The 25800-nt window shown below is 46.7% G+C and carries 28 protein-coding genes and 1 tRNA gene; 12 read left to right on the top strand and 17 right to left on the bottom strand.

Features of this window, described 5'->3' with window-relative positions:
• Positions 1–14 precede the first annotated feature (14 nt).
• Positions 15–1817 (bottom strand): cache domain-containing sensor histidine kinase, encoded by a 1803-nt coding sequence (locus D7Z26_RS13565; protein WP_120977483.1) that lies wholly within the window; start codon positions 1815–1817, stop codon positions 15–17.
• A gap of 201 nt (positions 1818–2018) precedes the next feature.
• Here D7Z26_RS13565 and D7Z26_RS13560 point away from each other — a divergent pair, with 201 nt between their 5' ends.
• Genes D7Z26_RS13560 through D7Z26_RS13545 form a run of 4 tightly spaced genes read left to right on the top strand, consistent with a single transcriptional unit; the run spans position 2019 to position 6500 of the window.
• Positions 2019–2918, top strand: a complete 900-nt coding sequence (locus D7Z26_RS13560) for an ABC transporter permease (RefSeq protein WP_120977482.1) — start codon at positions 2019–2021, stop codon at positions 2916–2918.
• A gap of 15 nt (positions 2919–2933) precedes the next feature.
• Positions 2934–3815 carry a carbohydrate ABC transporter permease gene (locus tag D7Z26_RS13555; RefSeq protein ID WP_158602296.1) on the top strand — a complete coding sequence of 294 codons (882 nt, stop codon included), beginning with the start codon at positions 2934–2936 and terminating at the stop codon, positions 3813–3815.
• Between the two features lie 32 nt (positions 3816–3847).
• Positions 3848–5446 (top strand): extracellular solute-binding protein, encoded by a 1599-nt coding sequence (locus D7Z26_RS13550; RefSeq protein ID WP_120977480.1) that lies wholly within the window; start codon positions 3848–3850, stop codon positions 5444–5446.
• A 31-nt stretch (positions 5447–5477) separates the two neighbouring features.
• A complete protein-coding gene (locus D7Z26_RS13545) occupies positions 5478–6500 on the top strand; it encodes a glycoside hydrolase family protein (RefSeq protein WP_233566863.1) in 1023 nt (340 codons plus the stop codon).
• Positions 6501–6579: 79 nt separating this feature from the next.
• On the opposite strand, the gene D7Z26_RS13540 is transcribed toward D7Z26_RS13545, so the two are convergent.
• Positions 6580–7548, bottom strand: coding sequence for a helix-turn-helix transcriptional regulator (locus tag D7Z26_RS13540; RefSeq protein WP_267901006.1), 969 nt, complete (start codon positions 7546–7548; stop codon positions 6580–6582).
• Between the two features lie 105 nt (positions 7549–7653).
• Between D7Z26_RS13540 and D7Z26_RS13535 the strand changes: the two genes are divergently transcribed.
• Both D7Z26_RS13535 and D7Z26_RS13530 read left to right on the top strand, forming a co-directional pair.
• A complete protein-coding gene (locus D7Z26_RS13535) occupies positions 7654–8133 on the top strand; it encodes a hypothetical protein (RefSeq protein ID WP_120977478.1) in 480 nt (159 codons plus the stop codon).
• A gap of 16 nt (positions 8134–8149) precedes the next feature.
• Entirely contained in the window at positions 8150–8626 is a 477-nt protein-coding gene (locus D7Z26_RS13530; RefSeq protein WP_120977477.1) for a GyrI-like domain-containing protein, read from the top strand.
• Between the two features lie 102 nt (positions 8627–8728).
• Here the strand turns inward: D7Z26_RS13530 and D7Z26_RS13525 are convergent.
• From D7Z26_RS13525 to D7Z26_RS13470, 12 genes are all read right to left on the bottom strand, one after another.
• Positions 8729–8815 (bottom strand) — tRNA-Leu (locus D7Z26_RS13525).
• Positions 8816–8898: 83 nt separating this feature from the next.
• Positions 8899–9531, bottom strand: a complete 633-nt coding sequence (locus D7Z26_RS13520) for a TetR/AcrR family transcriptional regulator (protein ID WP_120977476.1) — start codon at positions 9529–9531, stop codon at positions 8899–8901.
• A 158-nt stretch (positions 9532–9689) separates the two neighbouring features.
• Entirely contained in the window at positions 9690–10268 is a 579-nt protein-coding gene (locus tag D7Z26_RS13515) for a permease (RefSeq protein WP_120977475.1), read from the bottom strand.
• A 163-nt stretch (positions 10269–10431) separates the two neighbouring features.
• Positions 10432–10881, bottom strand: coding sequence for an Hsp20/alpha crystallin family protein (locus D7Z26_RS13510; RefSeq protein ID WP_120977474.1), 450 nt, complete (start codon positions 10879–10881; stop codon positions 10432–10434).
• Between the two features lie 29 nt (positions 10882–10910).
• Positions 10911–11228 (bottom strand): hypothetical protein, encoded by a 318-nt coding sequence (locus D7Z26_RS13505; RefSeq protein WP_120977473.1) that lies wholly within the window; start codon positions 11226–11228, stop codon positions 10911–10913.
• 25 nt (positions 11229–11253) lie between these two features.
• Positions 11254–11700, bottom strand: coding sequence for a hypothetical protein (locus tag D7Z26_RS13500; protein ID WP_120977472.1), 447 nt, complete (start codon positions 11698–11700; stop codon positions 11254–11256).
• A complete protein-coding gene (locus D7Z26_RS13495; protein WP_120977471.1) occupies positions 11697–11921 on the bottom strand; it encodes a hypothetical protein in 225 nt (74 codons plus the stop codon). The genes D7Z26_RS13500 and D7Z26_RS13495 overlap by 4 nt, the downstream gene beginning before the upstream one ends.
• A gap of 49 nt (positions 11922–11970) precedes the next feature.
• Complete coding sequence (locus D7Z26_RS13490) at positions 11971–12399, bottom strand: Hsp20/alpha crystallin family protein (RefSeq protein ID WP_120977470.1); 429 nt, start codon at positions 12397–12399, stop codon at positions 11971–11973.
• 64 nt (positions 12400–12463) lie between these two features.
• Positions 12464–12760 carry a hypothetical protein gene (locus D7Z26_RS13485; RefSeq protein WP_120977469.1) on the bottom strand — a complete coding sequence of 99 codons (297 nt, stop codon included), beginning with the start codon at positions 12758–12760 and terminating at the stop codon, positions 12464–12466.
• Positions 12761–12812: 52 nt separating this feature from the next.
• Complete coding sequence (locus D7Z26_RS13480) at positions 12813–13073, bottom strand: hypothetical protein (RefSeq protein ID WP_233566861.1); 261 nt, start codon at positions 13071–13073, stop codon at positions 12813–12815.
• 88 nt (positions 13074–13161) lie between these two features.
• Positions 13162–13704, bottom strand: coding sequence for a hypothetical protein (locus D7Z26_RS13475; protein WP_120977467.1), 543 nt, complete (start codon positions 13702–13704; stop codon positions 13162–13164).
• Positions 13705–13837: 133 nt separating this feature from the next.
• Positions 13838–14044, bottom strand: a complete 207-nt coding sequence (locus D7Z26_RS13470; protein WP_233566859.1) for a hypothetical protein — start codon at positions 14042–14044, stop codon at positions 13838–13840.
• 331 nt (positions 14045–14375) lie between these two features.
• Here D7Z26_RS13470 and D7Z26_RS13465 point away from each other — a divergent pair, with 331 nt between their 5' ends.
• Complete coding sequence (locus D7Z26_RS13465; RefSeq protein WP_120977466.1) at positions 14376–15092, top strand: class I SAM-dependent methyltransferase; 717 nt, start codon at positions 14376–14378, stop codon at positions 15090–15092.
• On the opposite strand, the gene D7Z26_RS13460 is transcribed toward D7Z26_RS13465, so the two are convergent.
• Together D7Z26_RS13460 and D7Z26_RS13455 are read right to left on the bottom strand one after the other, a co-directional pair.
• Positions 15087–16703 carry a response regulator gene (locus tag D7Z26_RS13460; protein WP_120977465.1) on the bottom strand — a complete coding sequence of 539 codons (1617 nt, stop codon included), beginning with the start codon at positions 16701–16703 and terminating at the stop codon, positions 15087–15089. The two genes, D7Z26_RS13465 and D7Z26_RS13460, sit on opposite strands and share 6 nt — an antisense overlap.
• On the bottom strand, positions 16678–18459 hold the full coding sequence (locus tag D7Z26_RS13455) for a sensor histidine kinase (protein WP_120977464.1): 1782 nt from the start codon (positions 18457–18459) through the stop codon (positions 16678–16680). The genes D7Z26_RS13460 and D7Z26_RS13455 overlap by 26 nt, the downstream gene beginning before the upstream one ends.
• A gap of 117 nt (positions 18460–18576) precedes the next feature.
• On the opposite strand from D7Z26_RS13455, the gene D7Z26_RS13450 reads away from it, so the two are divergent.
• The 4 genes from D7Z26_RS13450 (at position 18577) to D7Z26_RS13435 (ending at position 23783) form a co-directional block, all read left to right on the top strand.
• Positions 18577–20001 carry an ABC transporter substrate-binding protein gene (locus tag D7Z26_RS13450; RefSeq protein ID WP_158602295.1) on the top strand — a complete coding sequence of 475 codons (1425 nt, stop codon included), beginning with the start codon at positions 18577–18579 and terminating at the stop codon, positions 19999–20001.
• Positions 20002–20222: 221 nt separating this feature from the next.
• On the top strand, positions 20223–21182 hold the full coding sequence (locus D7Z26_RS13445) for an ABC transporter permease (RefSeq protein WP_120977462.1): 960 nt from the start codon (positions 20223–20225) through the stop codon (positions 21180–21182).
• Between the two features lie 24 nt (positions 21183–21206).
• A complete protein-coding gene (locus D7Z26_RS13440; RefSeq protein WP_233566857.1) occupies positions 21207–22127 on the top strand; it encodes a carbohydrate ABC transporter permease in 921 nt (306 codons plus the stop codon).
• A gap of 72 nt (positions 22128–22199) precedes the next feature.
• Positions 22200–23783 (top strand): ABC transporter substrate-binding protein, encoded by a 1584-nt coding sequence (locus tag D7Z26_RS13435; protein ID WP_120977461.1) that lies wholly within the window; start codon positions 22200–22202, stop codon positions 23781–23783.
• A 99-nt stretch (positions 23784–23882) separates the two neighbouring features.
• On the opposite strand, the gene D7Z26_RS13430 is transcribed toward D7Z26_RS13435, so the two are convergent.
• Entirely contained in the window at positions 23883–24719 is an 837-nt protein-coding gene (locus D7Z26_RS13430) for a phytanoyl-CoA dioxygenase family protein (protein ID WP_120977460.1), read from the bottom strand.
• 80 nt (positions 24720–24799) lie between these two features.
• Between D7Z26_RS13430 and D7Z26_RS13425 the strand changes: the two genes are divergently transcribed.
• Complete coding sequence (locus D7Z26_RS13425; RefSeq protein ID WP_147423855.1) at positions 24800–25702, top strand: helix-turn-helix transcriptional regulator; 903 nt, start codon at positions 24800–24802, stop codon at positions 25700–25702.
• The last annotated feature ends 98 nt before the right edge of the window (positions 25703–25800 follow it).

The following is a 25800-nucleotide window of genomic DNA, read 5'->3' as shown; positions in this document are numbered from 1 at the left end:
CATACCCCTCTCAATTAGACAATGTTAAGCGGGAGTTTCAAAGTGACGATCGTACCGTTGTGCAATTCGCTGCGAATATACATTTCGGCCTCTTCCTTGTAGATTAACCGAAGTCTTCGATATACGTTAAGCAAGCCGACGTTGCCCTGATTGCCCGTGCCAAGCTCCAACACGTTCCAAATTTCGTTTAACTGCTTAGAAGGGATACCTCTGCCTTCGTCAATAACGGAGATCGTCAGTTGGTCCTCTTTTCCCTTGATGCGGATCGTGATCGCAATCATTCCGAATGGATTGCTGCCATGAATGATGGCGTTCTCGACGAGAGGCTGGAATAACAAGCCCGGCAAATAAGCTTGAAGCGCATGTTCGTCGATATCGTACGTAATTTGCAATTGATCGCCGAAACGAAGCTTTTGCATGTGTAAATAGTTTTTCATAAAGGCCATTTCAACCTCCAGGGAAACCATCTCCTGATTCCGCACGGTGTGGTAACGGAACAAATCGGCCAAGGCGACAAGCCCCTCCTCCGCGGATTGCGTTCGGCCGCTTTTCGTGAGATAACGAATGGTTTCCAAAGAATTGTTCAGAAAATGAGGATTAATCTGGCTTTGGAGAGACCTGATTTCGGCCTCTTGCTCCAAAATCTTCGATTGATATACCTCATTGATCAGAACGTGAATTCGGCCGGCCATTTTGCTGATCGCTCCCCATACTCGTCCGACTTCATCGGATCGAATCGGGGGAATCGGCATCTGAAAGTCGTTTTTTTCAAGGTCCCGCAAGCTTAAGACGAGAAGTCTAAGCCTTCTTGTCATGCTGTAAGCCAGAAGAATCGCGGCAATGACAGCCACGCTCGTCCCCGCTACAATACCGGCGAAGGTCCACCATTTTACTTTGTTGATCCCCTTCGCGAGGTATTCGGCCGGAATGACGGCGATGACCTTCCAGCCCGTTTGATCGGATAGGGTATAGCTTACGAGGTGCTTCACGCCATCGACGGATACGAATTGAGAGCGTTGAGGCTTCGATAATTCGTTCTCGTCCAAGCCGAATTCCGCGTTCCATACTTCCCCTACGCTTCGATTGCCCTTGGCGTACATGATCCGGTTATGATGATCAAGAACGAAGATGCGGGTATCCGGACCGAAGTTCACGTCGAGGAGCATCGTATTGATGATTTGCAAGGAGCCGTCGACTTCGAGAAACCCGAGCACATCTTGACTGCCTTGACTGCGGATGGGTTGAACGATTTTAAATACGAACGGGGAGTCGAGCGTATCCTTTAATTTTTCGGTACCGAAAATAACGGGACCCGGATTTTTCTCGTCGATCTCCGAATACCAGGATTCTTTCTTATAGTTCCGATTGCCTAACCAGACCCCGCCTTCTCCTATATTGTAGTAAAATGCTCCGGAATTACGTGTGTAGAGCGTAATTCCCCGCACATATTGTCTTTGTTCGACGTTCAGTTGACGAATCGCATCGTTCAACTGAATGTACGTGATCAAAGGTTGAAGTTCGCCCATCGAGTCGGCTTGTCGCAGCGCCTGGCGGATAGACGCGATGTTCGGCTTGGCCAAAGCCGTCTTGGTCACGTATAGCAGTTCCCCCTGATAAGTGTCCAAATGACGGCTCGTTTGACCGATAAACTGTGGAATATAATCCCTTATTTGGTTTTCCATAGACCGACTGTAATAAGAATAAGAAACGATGCCTACCGTGGAAATCGTTCCTGAGATCAAGAGGGAATATACGACGATCAATTTAGTGGCAATGGGCCAGTTGTCGATGGTCCATTGCTTTTTTTGTTTTTTCACCGGCTCCCCCCTTGAGCTTGAACTGGACACAACGCGATATTGGTATGTATAAAGAGTTAATCACGATCGCTTTGTTTGCGCAATTTGAATTTCGCGACATGATCGGATCGTCACCCCATTCGCAAGGAATGACGTATTTTTATTCGTGTTTCTTTTCCCTAAGATTATGGTAAAGAGTCGCTAGTCGAAAGGTGGGATCGCGTGCTTTGGCAAAAAATTTGGAAACATCGGATTCTTTATTTTCTGTTTATTCCGGCCATTATTTACTTCATTACGTTTCGTTATTATCCGATGTTTCTTCAAGTACTGCTGGCGTTCAAACAATATAACCTTTCGGGCGGAATTTGGGGGAGTCCGTGGGTTGGCTGGGGAAATTTCCATCAACTCCTGCAGCATAAAGACTTTCAACGGGTGTTGCAAAATACCGTGGAAATCAGTCTTTTGCGAATCGTGTTCGGATTTTTCCCTCCGATCGTTCTAGCTATCCTGCTGTTCGATCTGGCTTCTTCCCGATTCCGTAAAATGAGTCAAACCGTGCTTTACATTCCGCACTTCTTCTCTTGGGTTATCGTATATGCGATTTCCTATGCGATGTTCGCGAATACGGGATTCCTGAACCAGATTATGCAAGGGCTAACGGGGCATACGATCCCCTTTTTGACCTCCGAGCAATGGTTTCGGCCGATTCTGATCGGTACGGGGGTTTGGAAGGATCTGGGCTGGGGAACCATTATTTATTTGGCGGGATTAACCGCGCTGGACCCCTCGCTTTATGAAGCCGCAAAGATCGACGGGGCCGGTCCGATCAAACGAATTGTTCATGTCACGCTCCCTGGCATTACCTCGATTATTGTTTTTCTATTCACGATTCAGATCGGATCGATTTTGTATGCGGGAGGAGAACAGATTCTGCTCTTCTACAATCCGGTCACTTACTCCGTAGGCGATATTATCGATACGTGGGTGTACCGTCAAGGAATCGCGCAGCTTCAATATAGCATGGCGACGGCCATGTCCCTCTTTCAGTCTTTCTTTGGCTTGTTGCTCGTCATTATAGCGAACAAGGCCGCCAAAAAATATGCCGGCACCGGGATCTGGTAGAAAGGAACGATGGTTATGAAAATGCTCCGAGACGAACGCGCGTATCAGGTTGTTTCTTACGCCGTGATCGCGCTTCTATCCCTTGCTTCGGCATATCCGATCATTTATGTGCTCTCCATGTCGCTAGTAAGCGAACAAGAGTGGGTTCAGCGCAGCGGGTTCATATTCCTCCCCTATCGCCCGACCCTACTCGCTTACGAGAGGCTGTTTAGCGGAAGCGTCTTTACAGGGGCCTTAAAAGTAAGCGTAATGAGAGCGGTTATAGGCACAGCATTCACGCTGACCATGACACTGATCGCAGCGTATGTCGTATCCCGCAAACACCTGGTTGGCAGGAAATTGTTTTTGCTTCTGATCCTGATCACCATCCTATTCAGCAGCGGATTGATTCCAACCTACTTGGTTCTGAAAAACCTTCATCTCCTCGACACTTTTTGGTCTCTTATTATACCTGGGCTGGTTGACAGTTGGAGTCTGCTAGTGCTCAAACAATTTTTCGAAGGGATTCCGAAAGAGATCGAGGAATCGGCCGAAATCGACGGTGCGGGCGATTGGACCCTATTGTCCCGCATCATTCTGCCGATGAGCAAGCCCGCGCTCGCAGCCATTGGTTTATTCATCGCCGTGGCGCATTGGAACAGTTGGTTTGACGCCTTTATTTATATCAATAATCCGCATTGGATGCCGCTGCAACTCATTATGCGTAATATGTTCGCCAACGCGAATATCGGTTCCAACTTCAATCCTACCTCTGTGTTGAATCCGGCGCAGCGGGTATCTACAGAATCTTTGAAGATGGCGGTTGCGGTTATCGGTACAGTGCCGATTTTGCTGGTTTATCCGTTCCTACAGAAGCATTTCACCAAGGGAATGTATCTGGGCGCGGTGAAAGGATAAATTCAGAAATTTGAGATGGGGGAGTAGCAAAAATGACAAGAAGGCTTGCAAGTGTATTCCTATTGGTGGCCATGATCAGTACGACAGTCTTGACGGCATGCAGCAGCAACAAATCCGGGACGACGAGTCCAAGTCCGTCGGCAGCAAGCGAAACGGCGAAGGAGTCTGCGAATCAGGAAACGGCAGGAAACGAGGATCATTCTTCCGAGAAAGTTACGATTTCCTTTATCGAGAACGGCTGGGTCAACACGCCGACGGACGACAACGATCCTTGGAGAAAGTGGATGAACGAAACCTACAACGTCGATTTCAAACTGTCCGCTTATCCCGAATCGGACTTGGAAAGCAAGCTGATGGTGCAATTCGCTTCGAACGATCCGCCGGATCTGATCTATGCCTGGGACCTCAATACGGTGAAAAAGCTGTATAAGCAAGGCGTGCTGCTGGAGGATTGGACCCCGTATTTGGACAAAATCCCGGCCTTGTCCGGCACGTTCACCGACCAATCCAAAGCGTACGTGAACGAAGGCGGCAAAATGATCGGATTGCCGACACTGCCCAATCCCAATACTTATTCGTTCAAAATCAGGCAAGACTGGCTCGACAACTTGAAGTTGCAGATGCCGACCACTCCGGAGGAACTGCTGGACGTTCTTCGCAAATTCACGCGCGATGACCCGGATCAAAATAAGAAAAACGACACCTGGGGAATCAGCTCGGCCGGTTCCGGGACCAATCTGGGCGAACTTAGCCGATTGGAGCTGATGTTCGGCAAAAGCGGCATTTTCGCTAGCAACAGCCAGGCGGAAAGCTCGATCGTCAACGGCACGCATAAAAAGATGCTGGATTTCGTCAAAACGATCGTAGACGAGAAACTCATCGATCCGGACTGGTATACGCAAGGATGGGAGCAACGCAAGCCGAAGCTGTTCTCGGGTAAAGTGGGCGTCACGTTCTATCCCGGCGTACTCGTCAACGAAGTGGAAGGCGGCAACGGGGCAACCGGGGCGACCATCGGTTGGTTCGAGAACATGCCAATGCCGAAAGCCGGGCCAGATGGCGGCAACCTCCCTCCTGGTTCGATCAACAGCGGAATCATCACGATTTCCAAGAAGGCTGCGGAAGATCCGGTGAAGCTGGAACGCATCCTAAAAATTATTGAAAACTCGACTTATCCGAATGACGGCTACTGGGCGCTGCGCTGGGGAGTCGGCGTCAACGGACAGAAAGTCATGGATGTCGAGGGCGGCGGCAAGTTCGTCAGCCTCAAAGGCGAATTGTATCGCCCGGATAACAAAGGAGCTTACGATTGGGGAACGTGGGTCGCCACAGGCCGGGACGGAGTCGTGGAGAGCACGAACGAGCAGCCGGGAGAATCGGACAAAAAGCAAATGAAGCTGGATCGCGAAACGATGCAAATGCCTTCCAATCCGAACGATATGGCGGTGCTGTCGCTCGATCCTCAGATCGTCTCCGACTTGGATACGCTGCAGAGCGAGTTCGATATCAAATATATTTTGGGCGGAACCAAGGATTATGACGGGTTCGTGAAGAAATGGCTTGCCTCCGGAGGACAGACTCTGCTCGATGAGGCGACGAAGCAATTTAAGCAAGCAGGCCTTATTCAATAGTTTCCGAATGTCTGAAGTAGGAGGATACACCTTGAAGCACAGAGACAACACGGATTTCAAAAGGTGGAGCACGGACTATAAATTGGGGTCACCGGTCATTGCAGGATCGGGTATGAAAGGTCGTTTTGACAGCCACGGCGTTGACAGTCCTTTCGTATTCTACCACGGGGACCGCTACATGATGACCTACATCGGATTCGACGGCCTCGGCTATCAGACCGCATTGGCGGAAAGCGACGATTTGATTCATTGGAGAAGTCTCGGTACGATTTTACGCCGGAACGAAGGCAACGATTGGGACAGAATCGGAGCGGCGGGAACTTGGCTTCTGAAGGAATCGGACGAGATCTCCGAACGACCCGTATTGAAGAAGGTCGACGGAAAATACTGGATGGTCTATCATTCGTACCCCGAAGAAGGGTACGAATGCGGACCGGCAGAGATTGGATTGGCTTGGACGACGGATGAGGATTTGTTGGAGTGGAACAGATTGGAACGTCCCGTATTTTCCTGGCAAGGCGGGGCGGATTGGGAAAGAGGCGGCCTGTATAAAGCATGCCTGCTCGAGCATGAAGGAACGTATTATTTGTTCTACAACGCCAAAAACGACGGAGAACGGTGGCATGAGCAGACGGGCGTCGCCATGTCGCAGGATCTGCTGCATTGGAGCCGATATGAAGGCAATCCCGTGCTTCGGAACATTCCCGGGAGCTGGCAATCGGCGTTCGTGTCGGATCCGTGTGTCGTAAAGGACGGAAACAAGTGGGTTATGTTTTACTTCGGCTTTGACGGTTCACATGCCCAGGAAGGCTTAGCGGTTTCCGATAATCTACTGGATTGGAAGCGTGCTGAGGAGCCGATTGTTCGGCATGGCGCCCCGGGAGATTTGGACGAACTCCATGCCCATAAGCCCTACGTTTTACGCCATAACGAAGTCCTTTATCATTACTACTGTGCAGTAAGGCCCGTTCGTTACGAAGATGTCATATTAGGGAACGAGTATCGAACCATCACTGTGGCCGCTTCCTCTCATATTGATACAACGGCAACCTAATCATCCTAACGTGATATGAATGACGACAATGAAAACCCGCGTCTTTATCGTATGAACGATATCGATGCGGGTTTTCAACTCAAGAAAATTCTAAATTTGCTAAACGCTCTTCCAAAATCACGCGCAGTTTATCGGGAATCCGCTCAAACTGGATCCCCTTCCCCAAAAACAAAAGCCAATCCGCATAATACGCCAGCGCTTCGACATCGGTCACATCCAGCTGCACACTAAAAATCCCACTCGACTGAAACATCCCGGTAAGGGATAAAATAATCCCCGGCGGGTGCATACGCTTAAAGCGCTGAATCCCAGTCGTATCAAGCTTCACAACAAGATTGGACTCACGTGCACCAAGCCGTTTTTTGCTTAAAATCTCATGCTCGGTTCTCTTCATCTTCTGCTCGGAAATGGCCGAATCCCGCAGCATCTCAACAGGCAGATAACGAAACTCATCCGTATCAAAATCATAAACCTCGACCAGCCACTGAGCGTTCGAGTTAAAAATATGCAGCAAAAAAACGTCCATCAACTGCGGCCAGTCAGGACTCAGCTCATAAGTCAAGCGCAAGTGCTTATCCCGCACGGCAAGCGAAATCAGTTGGTTCAGCTCCGCAGGCGCCGCATCATCGAGTTCCAAAAGATTCGGATTGGCAGGATTCGTATTCTCGAAAAGCAAAATGTTATTCAGCTCGATCAGTTCGTCTTGCTGGGTTTGCGACGCGATGCTGATGAGTTTTTCAGTGATTGAGCGGCGATTGTGCAAATAAGGCAGCTGCGAATTTTTCGAGGCGATAAAGCTGATAAAAATCGCCTTCAGCTCTTCTGGCGTGAAGCGGACGGCGGGCAGATACTGATTTTGCAGGACATGGTAGCCGCCGCCACGCCCAAGCTCGGTCGTCAGCGGAAAACCCATCGCCTGAATCTCGTTAATGTCGCGGATCGCCGTCGCGCGGGAAATCTTGAACTCCCGCTGAATCTCGGCAATCGTAAAATGCGCACGGTTATTAATGTAGCGCATGATCAGATTCACTCGTTCTGTTTTCTTCATAATTTTATTGTATCAAAAATGTAGCAATAAAGAGTATCATTTTTTGATACATTCAACCAATAGAATCAATCTTGTACAAAATAAATCCACAAGGGAGAGAACAAAATGTCTAGCTACTCCATCAAAACTATCTCGGAAAACTACAAAATGACTGCTTTTGGCGTTTCATTTGAAGACTTCAACGACTGGGCAGGCAATGCCGCAAAAACTGCAGCGAAAAAAGCTGAAATCACCGAAAACGGTAAGCTTGCCGAACTTCTCGCGCTCGCTGACGGGCAAGAATATCAAATCAACTACGTCCTCGACGGCAAAGCTTGGCGCGGCTTCGGCGTGATGGGTGAGTTCGAAGTGGATGGTGCGGTTGTCCTCGATTTCCTCGCTGGCGACTACATCGTCGTGCCTGGCACCGGTGCTGACAAAGACCGCCTTGCCGACGAAATCACAGGCAAAGTTTTCGGCGGCATGATGCAAGAAATCACAGACTACAAATATGTTGGTCCCGGTAACTCAACATTCGTCAAAACAGCTGAAAACGGTGAATTCTACGGCGAAATGTGGCTTCGTGCCAAAAAAGTCGAAGGCTAAGAAAAGGAGCACCCACATGGCAGATTACAAACTTGAACACAAAAAAACATTCACCTTGACCGCTTATGGTTTTTCAATCCGGTCGAATTTCCAAGACATGCCGGCTTTGCAAAAGGAAAAAGCTGAGTTTTGGAGCGGACTTAAAGCTGACGGGCGTTTTGACAAGCTCAAAGACGCCGCAAAAGACGATCGCGAATGGTCGGTCAACGAGGTTTATCAAGGCAAACCGTGGAATTATTTCGCGGTAGAAGCCGGAAAATCAGTGGCCGACGCCACGCGCATCATCGAGTTTCCAGAGAGCGAGTACATCGTGGTCGCAGGAAATGGCGACAAGGAAACTTTGTTTGATCAGCTGACTTATCGCGCTTTCGGCGAAGTTTTGTCCCAAGTCACTGATTATGCTTACATCGGCGGCCCAAATGCGACTTATCGCAAAGATAACGGCGACGGCACTTTCTACGGCGAATTTTGGGTGCCTGTGGTCAAAAAATAAGAAAGTCAAAGCCTCGATTATTCGGGGCTTTGTTCTAGTTCATAAACAAAAAGCTCCTGAATTGTCGCAAGGACAAATTCAAGAGCTCGATCATTGATAAGATGGTGCGGTCGAGAGGACTCGAACCTCCACGGCTGTTACACCACTAGAACCTGAATCTAGCGCGTCTGCCAATTCCGCCACGACCGCACGTTCCCAATCGGATTGGCTTCCGAGTCAGGAATTATAATTTATCATGAATGAATGCCAATTGTCAACCTCGAAAGCTGGTCTTAGTTCGCCGGTCTCGTCGCCTTATCATTCAACCCTGTCAGCAACACTTCGAAAGTTATCCGAAAAGTTTCGCTGAGCCTGCCCATCAATTGCTCGACCGTTTCATCGGAATGAATGTACGTCGCCACGATGCCATGCAAGGCGAAAAAATAAATTCTCGCGCTAAGCAACGCTCCTCCATCATCGGTCGCCGGATGCAAGCATTCCCGAACCGCGCCGGTAAGTTTACCGAACAGCTTATTCCGAACCTGGTTGATTTCCGTTTCCGGATTCGCTTCATCCACTCTGACCGATTTTACGTTAAAAAATAAAGCGTACATATTCCGGTTAGCCAAGCAGAATTCGATAAAAGCCAGACTGATCGCCTTTAACTTGCTCTCCGGCGCTCCCTGCTCGCCTAGCAATTGTTCCATTTGCTCCATGAGGCTTAGGAGCGGGGGCATGGAAAGCTGGTGAAGGAGCGCTTCTTTATCTTTGAAATAAATATAGATGGTCGTATGCGAACAACCCGCTTCCTTGGCGATCTCGCGCATGGTGACCGCATCGTAACCCCTGCTGGAGAACAGCTCTCCCGCCGCGGCAACAATGCTTTTCTTCGTCTCGTCCGATCTTAGTTCTTGTTTCGTCGCCAACAGCTTCCACCTCGTTCCGTTCCGATCGCTTCCACAATTGTAACCATCGGTTACCTATCTCGTCAATTCGATCGCTTCTTGGACATTCTGGCATCCAACCCGCCGCATACGATCGTGAATAATAAGACGAATACGATAAAGCTCATAACGCCGCCTCCTTAAAATAAACTCGTGATATCCGTAACGAGCGAGAATGCCAGCAGGATACCCAATACGGCCGAAGAGAGAGTCGCTGCTTTTCTGCGCTGCGTGTCTTCGGATTTCTTAAGCGCAGAAAGGAAGTACATCGCGAAGCCGATGACTAGAATGAGCAGCTCCAAGCCGATGGACAGCCCCTCGAACTTCCATGCGCCGAATCCCAGCAAAGGCAGATCGCCCCAATTCCCCGGCAGAAGGGGCAAGTCGGCGCGATGAACGACCAAATCCAGTATCCAGTGACTGAATACGACGGCGGCCAGAATCAAGCTCGCTCTCGCTCCCCATAATTTCCTTGCGACGAGGCCGGCCAAGATCGAAATCACCAAAGCTCCCAATAAGGAGTGTGTATAATCCGCATGGATAATTAACTTTCCATACCCCGTGCCATGCTGCGAATCGTCAATCGTCTCCTTCCCCGTCAACAACAAGGGCACGAACGCCACATCCAATAACTGCGTTCCCAACATTAATGCCCACAACGGTACCTCCGGCGCTTTCGCCCTAACTCCCGCCGCCAATCCGAAATGTCCTGCAAACATGTTTTCAGCTCCTTTATATTATAACCACTGGTTACTAACCGTTGGTTATAATATAACCAACGGTTATATTGGTGTCAATATGTAAATGAAAAAAAGAAGCCCAAGTTTACTTGGACCTCACTTCAGGGCTTTTACTTTTCTTGCGCATCGGAAATAATACCGCCTACTCCCGAATAAATATTTCGCGAAACGGTGCTGTCTCACGGGTTTTGGGCAAGCGGACTTCCATCCTATCGCCATCCGTTCTTGCGAATGCCCGAACGGAAATAATATCGCTCGGCAGCTTGATATCTTGGGCTTTCCCGGAGTATTCGATTCTCAGTTTTTTGTTGTTCGCGAATATTCTAATATGCTCGAATGAATTGTCGGGAACCGTAAATCGCACGAAAATGGTGCGCTGAGTCTCGATGAGTTCGTAATCGACCCCATCATCGGCCAATAGAGGATGTTTGTACGACTGCTGGGGCAACGAATTTTGCATGTAGCCTTTTATTGCCTTCTGCACGTATTTTTCTATATCGTTATTATGAATGCCGGTAGCTAGAGGAACCTGTTTAATTAAAGACTTCTGAAGCTCTTGCCAGTTGTTTAACGGATTATGCCCATTTTTCACTCCGATTCACTTCCCATCGACCCTTTTTTCTAACCCTTAACTTGACCCTCTTTTGACTCTTTATTTTGCGCGCTCTGTTGAAGCAGCAAATTCTTTAACCATTCCGGTATGTCGGAATCAGAGACATTAAGCATATCCAGAAAATCGGAATCGTTAAGCAAAGAACGAATGCCCGCTACCAAGTTCCGGTCTCCGCTGACGGATCCGAAACCCTGAGTGAGCTTTTGGTGGCTCTCGAAAGCCGTTGGCCAATTGTTCCCCATATTGATGCAAGAAGCGTTCTCGACCGAACCTATGCGAATCGTTCCGATGACGAATTGCGGGGATAAAAAAGAAGACAGGGTCATCACCTCCGATTACAGTGCATCCCCTTCAGTTTCTGCTAAAACGAAAACCGAATGGCGTTCGATGTAGTCCCTTCTGTCCGGAAAAATCCGTTCGCAGTGCGGATGAGGTTTCATTAGCGGTTTGGGAACCGTTATTCGGAGCGGCTGCATCATCTGGCTTATACTGGGTTTTCTCAGGACTCATGAAACGTTCTAGACCTGTTTTCGCTCCGATATTATTGCCCAGATTTAGAGAACCGCTTAGATTCTCGATATCTAATCCGTCCAATCTAAATTCTAAACTTTTTAATACCGGATGATGGATGTGCACATTCTGAATGGAAATATGCGGCGATTTCGAATCTTGTCGGTTTAAGGATTGCTCTAAACGAATAAATCTAGCTTGTAATTCCGAGAATTGAGCCGTGATTTCTCTAAGCGCCCTATCTTTGTTATCTTTTTTTTTGATATTGAACGGAAACGGAAACTTCATGGCATCCGAAAATGTTTAATCGTTTTCATATCGATTCGATCGCGATCGTTCAGTTCCGCGCGCGTATTCGTTAACGTATTGCCAAGCCCGGAAACTTTTCCAAATGCTTGATTTTGTTTGGAAGCGTGTTTGTACTTATATTGCTGATTCTGACCGGAGAAGACTCCCGACGATTCCGATATCGAGCCGATCTTAAGATCAAGAAATTGAATATGCACCATTTCGCCGCCCCCTAAAAAACATCTCCTATTTATATATATGGTTAACAGATCAAGAAGATTCAATCGGAATAGTGGTTTGCTGAACGGTCGGCTCGATCTGCATCTCGATAATAAGCAATCCTCTGTCATATTTCGCTTTAACTTGGCTTACGGACACTGGTTTCGGAAGTAAAAGGGGACGGCGAAATGTACCGAAAAAGCGTTCCCTCCGAATAATACGATTGTCGGTAACGGGATAATTACAAGGAATCTCCCCTTCGACAATCAATGTTTGTCCTTCAAGATAAATACTTATTTGCTCTGGCGACTGTAATCCCGGAACTTCGGCAAGCACCATAATATGATTGGAAGTATAGTAAATATCGATGCGCGGCCCTGTATTCGGAATAAGCTCGCCGATTTCCTGCCAAAATTGTTCTCCCAATACATCGCTGGCTTTGCTGTATAAATCATTGGGCAGATTTTGAGTGTCGCTCACAATCTCTCCTCCACAGAAGAACCCAAGTCGTCTCCGAATTTAAGGCAATTGGATGACAAGCATTTCATTTGATATTTCCAAAAACTTTCACCCAGTTGCTTTCTCCGCTAAATACCGGATTATTAGCGAATTTATACTGCGGCGTAATGAGCCCATGCAGTTGAAACAGCGTGGGCTGGCCGCATTTGGCGCAATAAGCTGCATTTTGATTGTTTAAAAAGGTGCAGCCCTTGTCTAATAATCCCGGTTCGTCCGAGCAACGATTTTGTAGCGGAGCTCCGCAATCCGTACAGTGCTTATCTTTCTCGTTAGGAAATTTATAGCAGCGAACGCAAGGATGAAGTTCTTCTTTTTTACTCACAAGCATCCCCCCTTGAATAGCCATAACCCACCATGATTCATGTTGACTTCTCTTATAGGGCTTGGGATTGAATGGAAGTCGCGGGTTCAAGTTCGGTAATCGGATTATCGATAACGTCGTTATCAAAGAGAGTCGTCGCAAAGCCCGTTTGGATGTTGCAGCCGTATAATTGACCGTTCCCGAAGTTAGTCTTCCCGTTTTGATTCCAGCCTGGCTGGGATACCTCCCCGACAGCGATTACGCTGCCTCTATTCAAAGTATTTACATTGATAGCTCCAGCTGCCAGGGATATAAAAACGGCCAATTGGTTCACCCCCGATAAAGGCCTATGTCTTTATCCTATTCAGCCCAATTCCGAGGGTTACAGGTTATGTCGATTTGCCTCCTCCAGACGGAAAAGTCTAATCGTCCTCATCGTTTTTCTGCGTGATTCGAATATTTTTCTCTCCGCTTCTCGCGTTATCGGTAATCGTTCCTTCGTTGTGAATCGGCGCATCGACGACATCATCGTCAAAAACGAGGTTAGCGACTTGGGTGATCTGATTGCTGCCCAAGTTTTTACCGAATCCATAATTGTTTTTTCGAGAGCTTCTCCACCCCAGTTGTTTGTTATCCCCTAAATCAATAGCCGAACCATTATTTAACGAATTCGCATGAATGGAATTAAAATCGATTGCGCATTGCTGCAAAGGATGGCCTGCCTCTGTCATCGTTATGCACCTTACATCTTCAATAGGCGTATCAATCACGTCTTGATCTTTCACGATGCTCACGGAATGCGAAAGCGTAGCATCGCTAAGGCTGCCAAAACCCTGATTGCTCTTACTGTAAGTCGACCAACCGATCGCTTGGTTGGTTCCGATAAAAATGCCGGAAGAATCTTCGATATTATTCACGACTAATTTATTGAAAATCACGAATGCCTTCTGGTGAGTCTGGCTCAAATCTAAACCTCCCCTAATGCACCTAGTGTTTTTATTGTATTCAGCCCAATCTTGAAGTAGCATGAATAATTACGAACAAAAAACCGCCATGCGTATTAAGCATGGCGGAGGTAAAAACGATTCTATTAATCGTTCAAATAAAGAAAAACGGAAGCAAGAACAACGACGCGATCAGACCAATACCAAAACCGGCTGCGAACCCAAAACCAAAAGGATAACCATAGGGATAACCATAAGGACGCCCGAAAAATGCGTTTGTTTGCGCTTTGACATTTTTCGTACGTTTCTTGCCGCTAGGCAAACCCGCAAGAGTTAGACCTCCATCGTCCTCCAGAAACAATTTGCCGTCCCCTATCCCTCGAAGTAATCCATAGTGGCGAGTTCCGTCATGCATGACGGCACATACGCGTCTTCCTATGTGAGGGTTAACTGTCTCTTCGCAAATTGGCGATAACGGATACAAGGAAATTCTCCTCTCCTCAGAAATTTATGACCTTACTTTCCCTAGTTCAAATGCAATATATGACTATTGTTTGTAAATGCTTGTTCTCTTGCCTACCAGTTTCTAATAATCGAAGACAAAGTTTTTACTAATGGCCATCAAATGAACAAGAAAGGAACAAATCGAATATATTTTAGAATGCCCCCCCTTACGGAGGAATCAAACACTTATGAATTATCATGACTTGCTGGCTTGGTTAGGCGAAGGAAGCGCTCATCCCGGCGGATTTGAGGCGACTAAACGGTTGCTCCGAAACATGGAGTTTCCGCGTGGCAGTCACGTGCTTGAAGTGGGATGCGGAACCGGAAGAACGGCTTGTTACTTAGCCCGATTAGGATACGACGTGACGGCGGTCGATCGGAATCCTTTAATGTTAGAGAAGGCCCGAAATCGAGCATTACGAACAGAGAGCAACGTCCGCTTTGTTTACGGCGATGCGTCCTCCCTCCCCTTTCCCGATTCCTCTTTTGATTTGGTGTTCGTAGAATCAGTAACTATCTTTACCAAGGGGGACGAGGCGATCAAGGAGTACTATCGCGTTCTAAAAACGAAAGGGCGATTGTTGGATCGGGAAATGGTTTTCGTTAGGAAAACGAAGCCGCAACAGTGTCGCGACTTTATTTCTTATTATGGGATCCGTCATGTGAGAACGGCGCGGGGATGGGAGGATTTATTTAAAACAACCCGTTTTCGCGAGGTGAAAGCCTCATTCATTCAGGCTAATCCGAAACAAGACGATGACTTCGATCCCTTGCAGGAAATAGATCCCCGATTGTTTCACAATTCATGGGCGGCAAATCTGCTCGCCAGAAATGCCCATCTGATGAATAAATATAATAAACGGATCGCTTCGGTTCTCATTTCGGCAAATAAGAACCCTCTATAGTCGATGCTTCTGAGGATGGATTCCGCTATACTTTTTGAAGGCTTTGCTAAAATAATGAGGGTCGTCGTATCCGACCTTCTCCGCGATTTCGAGAATTTTCAGATCGGTCGATTTGAGCAAGCTTTTGGCGTGTTCCATGCGAACTTTCGTAATGTATTCGGAGATCGTTTCACCAGTATCCTGTTTAAAGATCATACTGAGATAATTGGGAGTCAGATAAATTTCTTGAGAGATTTTGGCGACGCTAATGTCCCCGCTATATTTCTGATCGATAATCTCTTTTATTTTTCGGATAACTTTAGCGCTTTTCTGATTGTACTTTTTCGAGAAATATTGAGCGATAATTCCGAAGAGATTCGCCATATAGCTCTTGAGGTCAGCGATATTTTCCTTCCTGTAGATCGCATCTAGCACGACCGATCGCTCCTCCGCGATGCGATCCATGCTTTCCCCGAGACCCTGAACGGTTCTGTATGCGATGCAAGCCATTTCGAAGCATACCCCCTGCACGTAATCCACGGTCATGGACCTACCGGAACAGAGATGATCGAATATAACGTTGATCGTCTCCGCGACCCCTTCCGCATCCCCGAGCTTGATATATCCCATTAAGCGGTTTTCATGCTCGTATAAATCGGTGGGAACAATGCCTTCGTTCGGAGTATCATTCAAGATATCGATGTCGCTTATATCTAATATCGAGTTATGGCCTGTATAAAATTTGTACTGCAAAGCCAATCGTGCGTCTTCCAAGGAGGTATGGACTAGGGAAATGTTGTCGATCGGCCTACCGATTCCGATAGAAACGGATATTTTCAGGAAGTTTTTCAGACACAAAGCAATTTCTGCACTTATTTCGGTATATTTTCGATTAGAGAGCGCGCTTTGATGATAGATCTGGACAAATTCATTCTCGCTCATGCCGAAGCTTATTCCCGAGTTATAGTTGGTAACAATCTCTTCAATGATATTAGTTACTCCGAAGATTAGAAGCTGCTTATCCTCCTCGGACATCTTCTCGACCCGATTCTCGTAGTCGTCGATCTGCAGAGTGGATACCAGAAGGTTTTCGTCGGACCGAATAGGGATTTGGAAATATTGTAATTTATTCTGTATCGAGGCTTCGTTAACATATACGCCGCTAGCCAAGTTCCTCAGAAAATTATTCCGAATTAGCGGAAAATGCTCATGGATTTGCCGTTTAAGATGCGTCATCTCCGACTGTTGCTTTCGTTCAAGCTTGATCCGGTTGACTACTTTCCTAATCACTTCGTAAAGCTCGTCCACGATAACCGGCTTTAACACGTAACCCTCCGCCTTAATATCAAGCGCGGTCTTGGCATAGTTGAAATCCTGCGCTCCGCTGATCAGAACAATTCGAATATCGCTCCCCTGCTCCTCCAGCTTCATGGCCACCTCCAGCCCATCCATTAAAGGCATGCGGATATCGGTGAAGAGAATGTCGGGATGAAGCTGTTGACAAAGCTCATAGGCTTCCTGACCATCCCTGGCTTCGGCGATGACTTCGATTCCCAATTCATTCCACCGCACGATATTTTTTAATCCCTGTCTGACGATGGATTCATCATCCGCTATGATCATAGTTAACATTTAATCCCTCCATTGTTTTGACCGCGGGAAACCTCACGATGACCGTAATGCCCGAATCTTCGTTGCTGCTGAATCGGATTCCGAATTCGCCGCCGAAATAATGCTTTATCCTTTCGTTCACGTTTTTCAAGGCAAACGAGGCCGAATGGCTTCGATTGTCCACGATGGAGTTCAACTCGTCGATATCCGCCCCGGCTCCGTTATCGCTGACTCTTATTTCGATGATTGAACCGCTTTTAGTACCCGTTATCGCTATCGTTCCTTTGCCTCGTATCTTATTGATTCCATGCAAAATCGCATTTTCTACGATCGGTTGTAGAATCAACTTAACGGTCAGATTATCGAGAATGTCGCTTGCAAAGTCGATCGAGTAGTCCATTTTCTCCTGAAAACGAATTTTTTGGATGATTAAATAGCTTTCCACCTGCAGCTTTTCTTCCCGGAGAGAAATGATCGTTTCCCCCTTACTCAGGCTATATCTGAAAAAATTGGAAAGCGAAGTGACCATTGTGCTTATCCGGGTCGCATTCAGCTCTAATGCCATCCAATTCACCGAATCTAACGTGTTGTATAGGAAATGAGGGTTTATCTGAGCCTGCAACGCTTTAAGCTCCGCTTCCTTCTTCATCACCTCGCTTACATAGAGCTTATCGATGAGTTCTTTAATATCGTGAACCATCTTCGTGTAGGAATGAAAGAGATAAGCAAACTCGTCGTTCCTTTTGTATTCCAAAGTGATATCGAAATTCCCGCGCTGAACGACTCTCATCGATCTAACCAGCTTGCGGATCGGATAAGAAATATTCTCCGATAGGAACAAGGCCATCAATAAAGCTAGAATTCCGCAAATCACAATGACTGTATAGATGACCTTCTTGAAAGAGATCAATTCGCCGTTTAATTCATTCATGGGGGTTAAAGAAACGAGAGTCCAATTTAACGGTTCTATTCTTTCATAGGCTGCGAGGATATGATTCCCTATGTTCGGTTCGAATACGGTTCCTAGCAAGGAATCGTCGGAGCTTATAATTATCGATTTATTATCGTCTATGATGAAGGCCGAACTACCGACCGTCGGTTTGGATTTTTCCAAGAGGGTGTTAAAATAATCGGCTCCGATATCTACGGTTAGAACTCCACTGAATTTAATGCTCATATCGTCAAGTCCGAATAAGCGTTTCGCGATCTTTATCGTTTTGATTTTGACGGAGGAAATGCTGACCTCATCCAGCCCCACGATCGTATACTCAGCCCTGTTAGGCAATTGCTGATACCATTTCTCCTTCTCGATCATACTGAGGTCGGATACTTTATTCGTAAAGCTGTGCAGTAAATATTCAGGTCGGTTAAACAGGTATATTCTGGGGAAAAGCAGATCTTGCGCATTATTCATTACGGTATAATTCGAAAGCAGCTTGTCCAAATTCGACATCTCGCTAATAATTCCCGTAGTATCGCTTGGACGTTGCGAAGATAGAATGCCAATGAGGTCGCTATTCAAATAAATTTCGGAGGAGGTATTGTTAACGGCTTGGAACTTTTGCGTAATGTTGGAAGCGATGATCGTTAACTTTTCTTCCAGCGCACTATTGATCTTATGGGTAATAATATTCGTCGATTTATGATATACTGTCACCGAAATAATGGAAGTTGGCAGCAGGATAAGCAGGATGAAGTATAAGAGCAGCCTGCTTCTGATACTCATCGTAAAAAGAAACCGATTAAAGATTGTTGCCTTCAGCCCTCCGGACGGCATAACGGCTCTCTCCTTTGTGGACTTGGCTGAAAAAGACCAATCGTTTGCTGTTTAATATATAATACATAAATAACCAAAACGCAACGTTAAATGAATCGGATCACTAGAGGTGAGGGAATGAAAAGCAAACGCCTACAGCTTGTTTTCTCAAGCCTGTCGTTAACGTTGCTAGCTTGTTTAGGGGTAGGATGCAGCAATGGCGAGTTGTTCGAAGATCAAGCAACGGGGCAAGCAATCGATAAAACCTCCATGGATTCTCCCCCGGCTAAGATCCATATTCAATTTGCCCAATGGTCCGTTCCTTCAACGAAATTCATAGAAGAAGCGATCACTAGATTCAATGAGAACAACAATTCCAATATTCAAATCGATTTTCTGAACATCCCTCTTGATCGATATATTGAAACGCTGAACAAACTGAATGCATCCGGAAGCGGACCCGATGTATTCGAGCTGCCAAGGGAGTGGCTAAACAGTTACATTACTAAAGAATGGGTTTCCGATCTTTCTTCATCGATAAGCCCAGCGTTTATATCCTCTTTCCCGGACTGGGCAGTAAACTCCTCCAAAGAGCTTATAGACAGCCAAGGTCGCATCTATTCTCTTCCCTCCAATCAAATAACTTATAGGCTTATATACAATAAGGATTTATTTCGGGAATCGGGTCTGGATCCCGACTCTCCGCCCAGAACTTTCTCCGAGCTGGTGAAAGCAGCCCAACTCATTAGCAGCAATGAAATCGGCAGAAGCAAATACGGTATCGCGATGCCCATGGGAGAAGAATGGATGGATTTCGTTCAGCCTATGGAGGCCATAAACGGATATAGCGGTGTGCATTTTTACGATTTCAAGTCCGGAAAATACGATTTGACCGTATATAAGCCGTGGCTCAAAACCATCAAAGAGCTGAATGAAAACGGCGGCGTCTTCCCGGGAATGGAGAACATGAAGAGCAGTCAAGCCATGGCGCAATTCGCGGACGGCAACATCGGTATGATGATCGCTTCTAGCTGGCAAGCTTCCCTGCTCTTTGACCAATTTTCTCCGAAGAACGATTGGGGTATTGCTCTGCCTCCGGCGATCGATAATGCGAGAGTAGGAAAAGGCGCGATTAAAGTCGATACCGCAGGTTGGAATGTGGTCAACTCGGGCACGCCTTACCCGAAAGAGGCAGCGAAGGTGTGGGAATTTCTTTATTCCGATGAATACATAGGTCCATTGTTCGCCCACAGCAGCATGATTCCGATTATGAACAGCCAAGCCAACGACCTGGCCAAACCAACGGCCACTTCTCGTTTTCGAGAGTTCTTGCCCGGTAGCAACGATTCCGTCTATCCCGACACCCCGCTTATCTTAGAAGAATGGTCGCGAAAGAAAATCTATCGGGAAGCTGTCGCCGGAAACCAAGACGATCCATCGCTGCTCGAGGAAAGCAGTCGTCTAAATACATTGCTTGATGTTGCCGTGACCTCAATGACGATCGATATAAACCATTATTATTTCCCTGGCTTTAATCCTCTAAAGCCCATGGATCATAAATGAATCCTATCGGGCAGTTCCTCTTCGTCCCTACCGCAACGCGAATGGCACGATCGTTAAAGCGATCGTGCCATTCGCGTATTGTTGTACGGCCTTGGCCCTCCGCATACAAAGAGCATAGAATTTTACCCTCCTCCATAGATGAGTCCATTTACCCTTGCCAGGTTAGAAACCATAATAGGAACAGTAAAGGAAAGCAATCACAGAGAGAGGAAGTTCCAACGATGCTCAGACTCCGCAACCGGACGAAATCAAGGTCCTTTTTGTACGAACTGAACAAGAATAAGACCTTATTCATTATGCTAATCCCCGTACTGATCGTTCTCATAATCAATAATTATCTTCCCATGTTCGGTGTTATCTTGGCCTTCAAAGACTTTAAGATGAGCTCCGGAAACTTTGTTACTAGCCTGTTCTCGAGCGAATGGGTTGGATTTAAGAATTTCGAGTTTTTCCTCAATACCTCCTATGGCTTTTCCGTTACCCGCAATACGATTCTATTCAATGGCCTTTTCATTGTCCTGACGCTTGTAACCGCCGTTCCGACTGCTATCATGCTGAATGAGTTGAAAAGTCGCAAGCTCGCTAAATTTTATCAAACGGCCATGTTTTTACCCCAATTCATGTCATGGGTCGTCGTTTCTTTCCTTGCTTTCGCCTTCTTCAGCGTTGATACCGGATTTATTAATAAATTCATTGTCGAGCCGCTTGGGTTTGAAGGGATCCAATGGTACTCGGAACCTAAATACTGGCTCTATATTCTCCCATTGGTCACCATATGGAAAACGCTAGGATTTAACACCATTATCTATTTCGCCGGAATATCCGGCATCGATACGGAATTATACGAAGCAGCCGTTATCGATGGAGCCAATAAATGGAAGCAAGCCATTCATATCACGGTTCCTTTGCTAACGCCTTTAATGATTATCTTAACTCTATTATCGATTGGGAGAATATTTTTCGCGGACTTCGGCCTATTCTTTCAAGTCACTCAGAATTCAGGCGCACTATATCCGGTGACCCTTGTCATCGATACCTACGTGTTCAATGCCTTAAGAGTCATGGGCGATCCTAGCATGTCAACCGCAGTAGGACTTTATCAGGGTGTCGTAGGTTTAGTGCTCGTTCTTGGTTCCAATCTCATTGTTAAGAAGATAAACAAGGATCATGTATTGTTCTAATCATTCGTAAGAGGTGAACTTCCATTGACTTCGATAGCTAAAAAAAAATCCAATATTCAAAATCAAATCTCCTCGCCGACGAACATTCTCTTTCATCTTATCTTTGTTATTTTCGTAGCCTTTTGCCTTGCACCTCTGATTCTGATCTTCATGGTATCCATTACGAACGAAAGCACGTTATCTACGAACGGGTACAGCTTTTTTCCGAAGGCATTCAGTTTACAAGCTTATCAATATATTTTTAGAGACACGCAACAAATTATAAGATCCTACGGCGTTTCCTTATTCATTACGATTGCCGGCACTTTTCTCAGCGTGTTCATAATCGCTCTGTATGCCTACGTGATTTCGAGAAAGGGATTCAAATATCGAGGTTTCTTCTCTTTCTTGGTATTTTTTACAATGCTGTTTAATGGCGGACTCGTCCCGACATTCATGATCTATTCCAATGTCTTAGGCTGGAGCGATACGCTTTTTATTCTGATCTTTCCTTTGCTGGTATCGCCAATGTATGTCATCATTATGAAAACATTTTTTTCCTCCAGCATACCCGACTCTCTCGTGGAAGCCGCGAAGATCGACGGCGCAGGAGAATGGCGAATATTCTTCTCTATTATTCTAAGACTATCGACGCCCGCGCTGGCTACGATTGGCTTATTCAATACTCTTCATTACTGGAATGACTGGTTTACAGCGCTATTGTACATTACCGACGAAAAATTAATTCCTTTGCAGTTCCTTCTGTATCGGGTTCAATCTACGTTGGAATATTTAATTCAGATTTCGTCGCAATCCGGACAGGGAGCAATGACGATAGCCGATCTTCCCGGCCAAAGTGCTCGAATGGCATTATGTATCGTTACCATTGGCCCCGTTATTCTAGCTTTTCCTTTCTTTCAGAAGTATTTTGTCAAAGGTTTGACGATAGGCGCAATTAAGGGCTAATCCCATTTAGACGCTGTGTACAGGCTCTAAACGGTTAGTATATAAACATTTCATATTTTGAGGGGGATTACGATGCGCTTTAAGAAGCAGGCTTTAGCTTGGGCCATGACATCCGTATTTGCATTCAGCATGGTTCTTACGGGTTGCGGTTCCAATAACAACAAGACAAGTGCTACTGAAACGAAAGAAACAGCCAGTCAACCAGCAAGTACAACAGCAGCAGCAACTGAAACAGCAACTGAACCGGAGCCAGCGAAACTTGCGCCCGTTGAATTAAACTGGTACTTGCCGGCAGCCCCGCAGAAGGATACGAAGCTAGTTGAAAAAGCATTAAACGACTATTTGAAAGACAAGATCAACGCAACCGTACACCTTAACTTTGTCGATTGGGGAAGCTGGAAGGATAAGTTTCCTGTTCTGCTCGCGTCCGGTTCTAATGTAGATATTATGTTCACCGCAGGCTGGAGCCAATTCCCGCAAAGCGTAGCCAAAGGTTATTTCGCGGATATTACCGATATGCTCCCTAAATACGCTCCTAAAACCGTGGAGAACTTACCTAAGGTTCTTTTTGAAGGCGCTAGAGTTGCAGGAAAAATCTATGCCATCCCGACAAGCAAAGAAATCGCTCATACGAACGGCTTCGGTTACAGTACGGAGCTTGCCAAGAAGTATGGCCTGGAAGAGCAATTGAAGGCATTCCAGACCAAAATACCTACACTGGAAGATCTCGAACCCATTTTAGCTGCAGTAAAAGCACAAGACCCTAATGTTTCTCCATTAGGTGGGGTTTATAACATGAACTTTGCTATGACATTCCTGGACTTTGATCCTGTAGGCGATCAGAATATACCTGGAATGCTGTACAAGAACAAGGATACCATCGTAGTTGACGAGTACGAAACGCCTGAATATAAAGCGATATTTAATACGATGCACAAGTACTACAAAGCGGGATATATTCGTAAAGATGCTACAATCGTTAAAGATGCGACTGCGGATAGAAAAGGAAAGAAAGTTTTCTTAATCGGCGGAACGACAAAGCCGCTTGCTAATGAGGAAATTGGCGCATCTTACGGTTACGAGCTTGAACAGTTCTCGATTACGACACCGTTTATCACATCCAATGACACGCAAGGTTCAATGAATGCAGTAGTAGCCTCATCCAAAAATCCTGAACGCGCCTTAATGTTCCTTGAACTCGTAAATATGGATCCGATCGTTAACAATATCCTTAACTACGGCGTTGAAGGCACGCATTTCGTGAAAACGGATGTCGATAACGTAATTGATTTCGCACCCGGTTTAACCGGACAAAATTCCGGCTATTTCCCTAATGCCTTCTGGGAGTTCGGAAACCAATTCTTGAATCACTTCTTGGTAGGTCAGAACACTAAGAAATGGGATTTGTTCAAAGAGTATAACGATTCTGGCGTACCGAGCAAAATCCTTGGTTTTAATTTCGACGCCGAGCCTGTCAAAACGGAAATCGCCGCGGTTGCGAACGTGAGAGACGAACTGTTGCCTAGCATTGCAACGGGAACAGTGGATCCCGAAATATTCCTTCCTAAGTTCATTACACGTATGAAGCAAGCTGGCCTCGACAAGATCATTGCCGAGAAACAGAAACAAATCGATGCTTGGCTGGCAACAAAATAAAAGGAATAAAACAGACCTCCATCCACACTTTATAAGTGGGTTGGAGGTCTGTTTCTTTTTCAAAAAAAAGAAGCCATACCGAAGTAGGCTTCCTGGGTTTTATTCTTGGTCGCTTGCGTACATCAATGGATTCAACGGACTGTCGATGACGTCGCCGCCATTCAACCCGGGCATCCAATTCGCCAGATCCCGCTTTCGCGCATTCGTATCCGGCTCAAGAACCGTCGTCCCATCGGCGACATAGATGACGGTCATTACCTCTCTGGTGTTCGGAGTCGGATTGCCTGGCGCGCAATGAAGCGTCCATCCCGCATGGAACGTTCCATCACCCGCGGCCATGGCTCCATATTCGACTTGCGGCAACCCTTCCGCTTCAATGTATTCCTTGAGCGTCTTGTGCGACTGATCGGAAATCTCAAGCTTGCTAATATACCCGTGATGATAAGAGCCTGAAACGAAAGTCATCGAACCGACCTCCGACGGGATGTCGACCAACGGCATCCACAGCGTAATCGTTTTGTCTGTATCCACAGGCCAGTAGATCTGGTCCTGATGCCATGGTGTGTACCCGCCGCCCGGTTCTTTGAACAGTGCCTGGTCGTGGTACATGCGAACTCCCGATACCCCCATCAAACGAGCGGCAACCTGGGCGAATCGACGGGCAAAGACGAACGGCCTGACCGCTTCGCTTTTCTCCCACAAATTCTGGATTTGCAGGAATGCCTTCCCGTAAGTGTCCCGCTCTTCAAGCGGCCGTTTCTCCCCATTCAATCGTTGCACTTCTTCAACAATCAACGGGCGAAAGCGCTCGATAAGCGTTGGCGATGCCAGCTCCCGAAGCAGAATATGTCCGTCCCGCTCGTACTGATTAAGCTGCACATTCGATAATGTATACTCGGCATTCAACTCGTTTACGACTTGATCTTTTCCGATCATCTTCTCCACTCCTTGTTCAATGATTATCCCTATGATAGTATATTTTTCAGGAAAATGATTTTCATATTGGAGTGGAAAATGTGGATTTTTCCGATGTGAAATTTCCGATCCCACAACCTTCGACATTCGTCGATCTGTCACCGAGCGTCCACTGGGCGCAACTGCATCAGACGGTAAAATTAAGCGAATACCCGCTGCGCCGGATCTATGACTTCGAATTGCTGTACGTTCAGGAAGGCCATATCACCGCCTACCTGGGAGAGGAGGAATACGCGCTTTCTACCGGCGAGCTCTTATTCATCGGCGCTGGCGTGTCGCATCGGCTTGCAATCGGCTCCAATCGCGCATTGTTTCTCGGTATTCATTTCGATTTCTTCGATGAATTCGATATTGTCGCGGACCAGGATATTATCGTTAAGCATCCGGATGCAGATCAGGCTGAATTTTGTCGCGAAGCGGTTATCAGCGGTCAAGAACGGTATAGCACGCATCCTATCTTCGTACCTTCACCTGAGATCGTGCGGAGCATGGAGCGCGTGATTGGGGAGTTCGAGTCCGGGAAACCTGGTTATGAAGCCGTATGTAAAGGGATGATGATCGATATTCTGATTCAATTGTTACGCTCGCGTACGATGGAATCCTTCCGGATCGCATCGGCACGCGAGCGCCTCCAACCGGTTATCGACTGGATCGAGGGACATTATAGTCAGGATTGCTCGAACCAGACGCTGGCAAAGCTAATGAACCTTCATGAGGATTATCTCGGCAAGCAATTCAAAAACGTATTCAACATATCGCTGAATAAATTCGTGCAATCCATCCGACATCGCGAAGCGAAGCGGTTGCTAAGACAATCGGACCGAACGGTCGAACAGATCGGACAGACTGTCGGCTATGACGATATTCATTATTTCAGCCGTACCTTCCGCAGATGGGAAGGCATGTCTCCACGCGAGTATCGCCGAATGGGACAATTCTATTAACGCTAATACAACATCGGAAAATATACGTTATGAAACGTTTGGCCGTCATGCGGACGCGGACCGAGAAGCTTGACAGCCGAATCGAATACAGAGGATAT

It is taken from the genome of Cohnella endophytica (genome assembly GCF_003628305.1).
GTDB classification, from domain to species: Bacteria; Bacillota; Bacilli; order Paenibacillales; family Paenibacillaceae; genus Cohnella; species Cohnella endophytica.
This window is presented reverse-complemented; position numbering and strand designations above follow the sequence as displayed.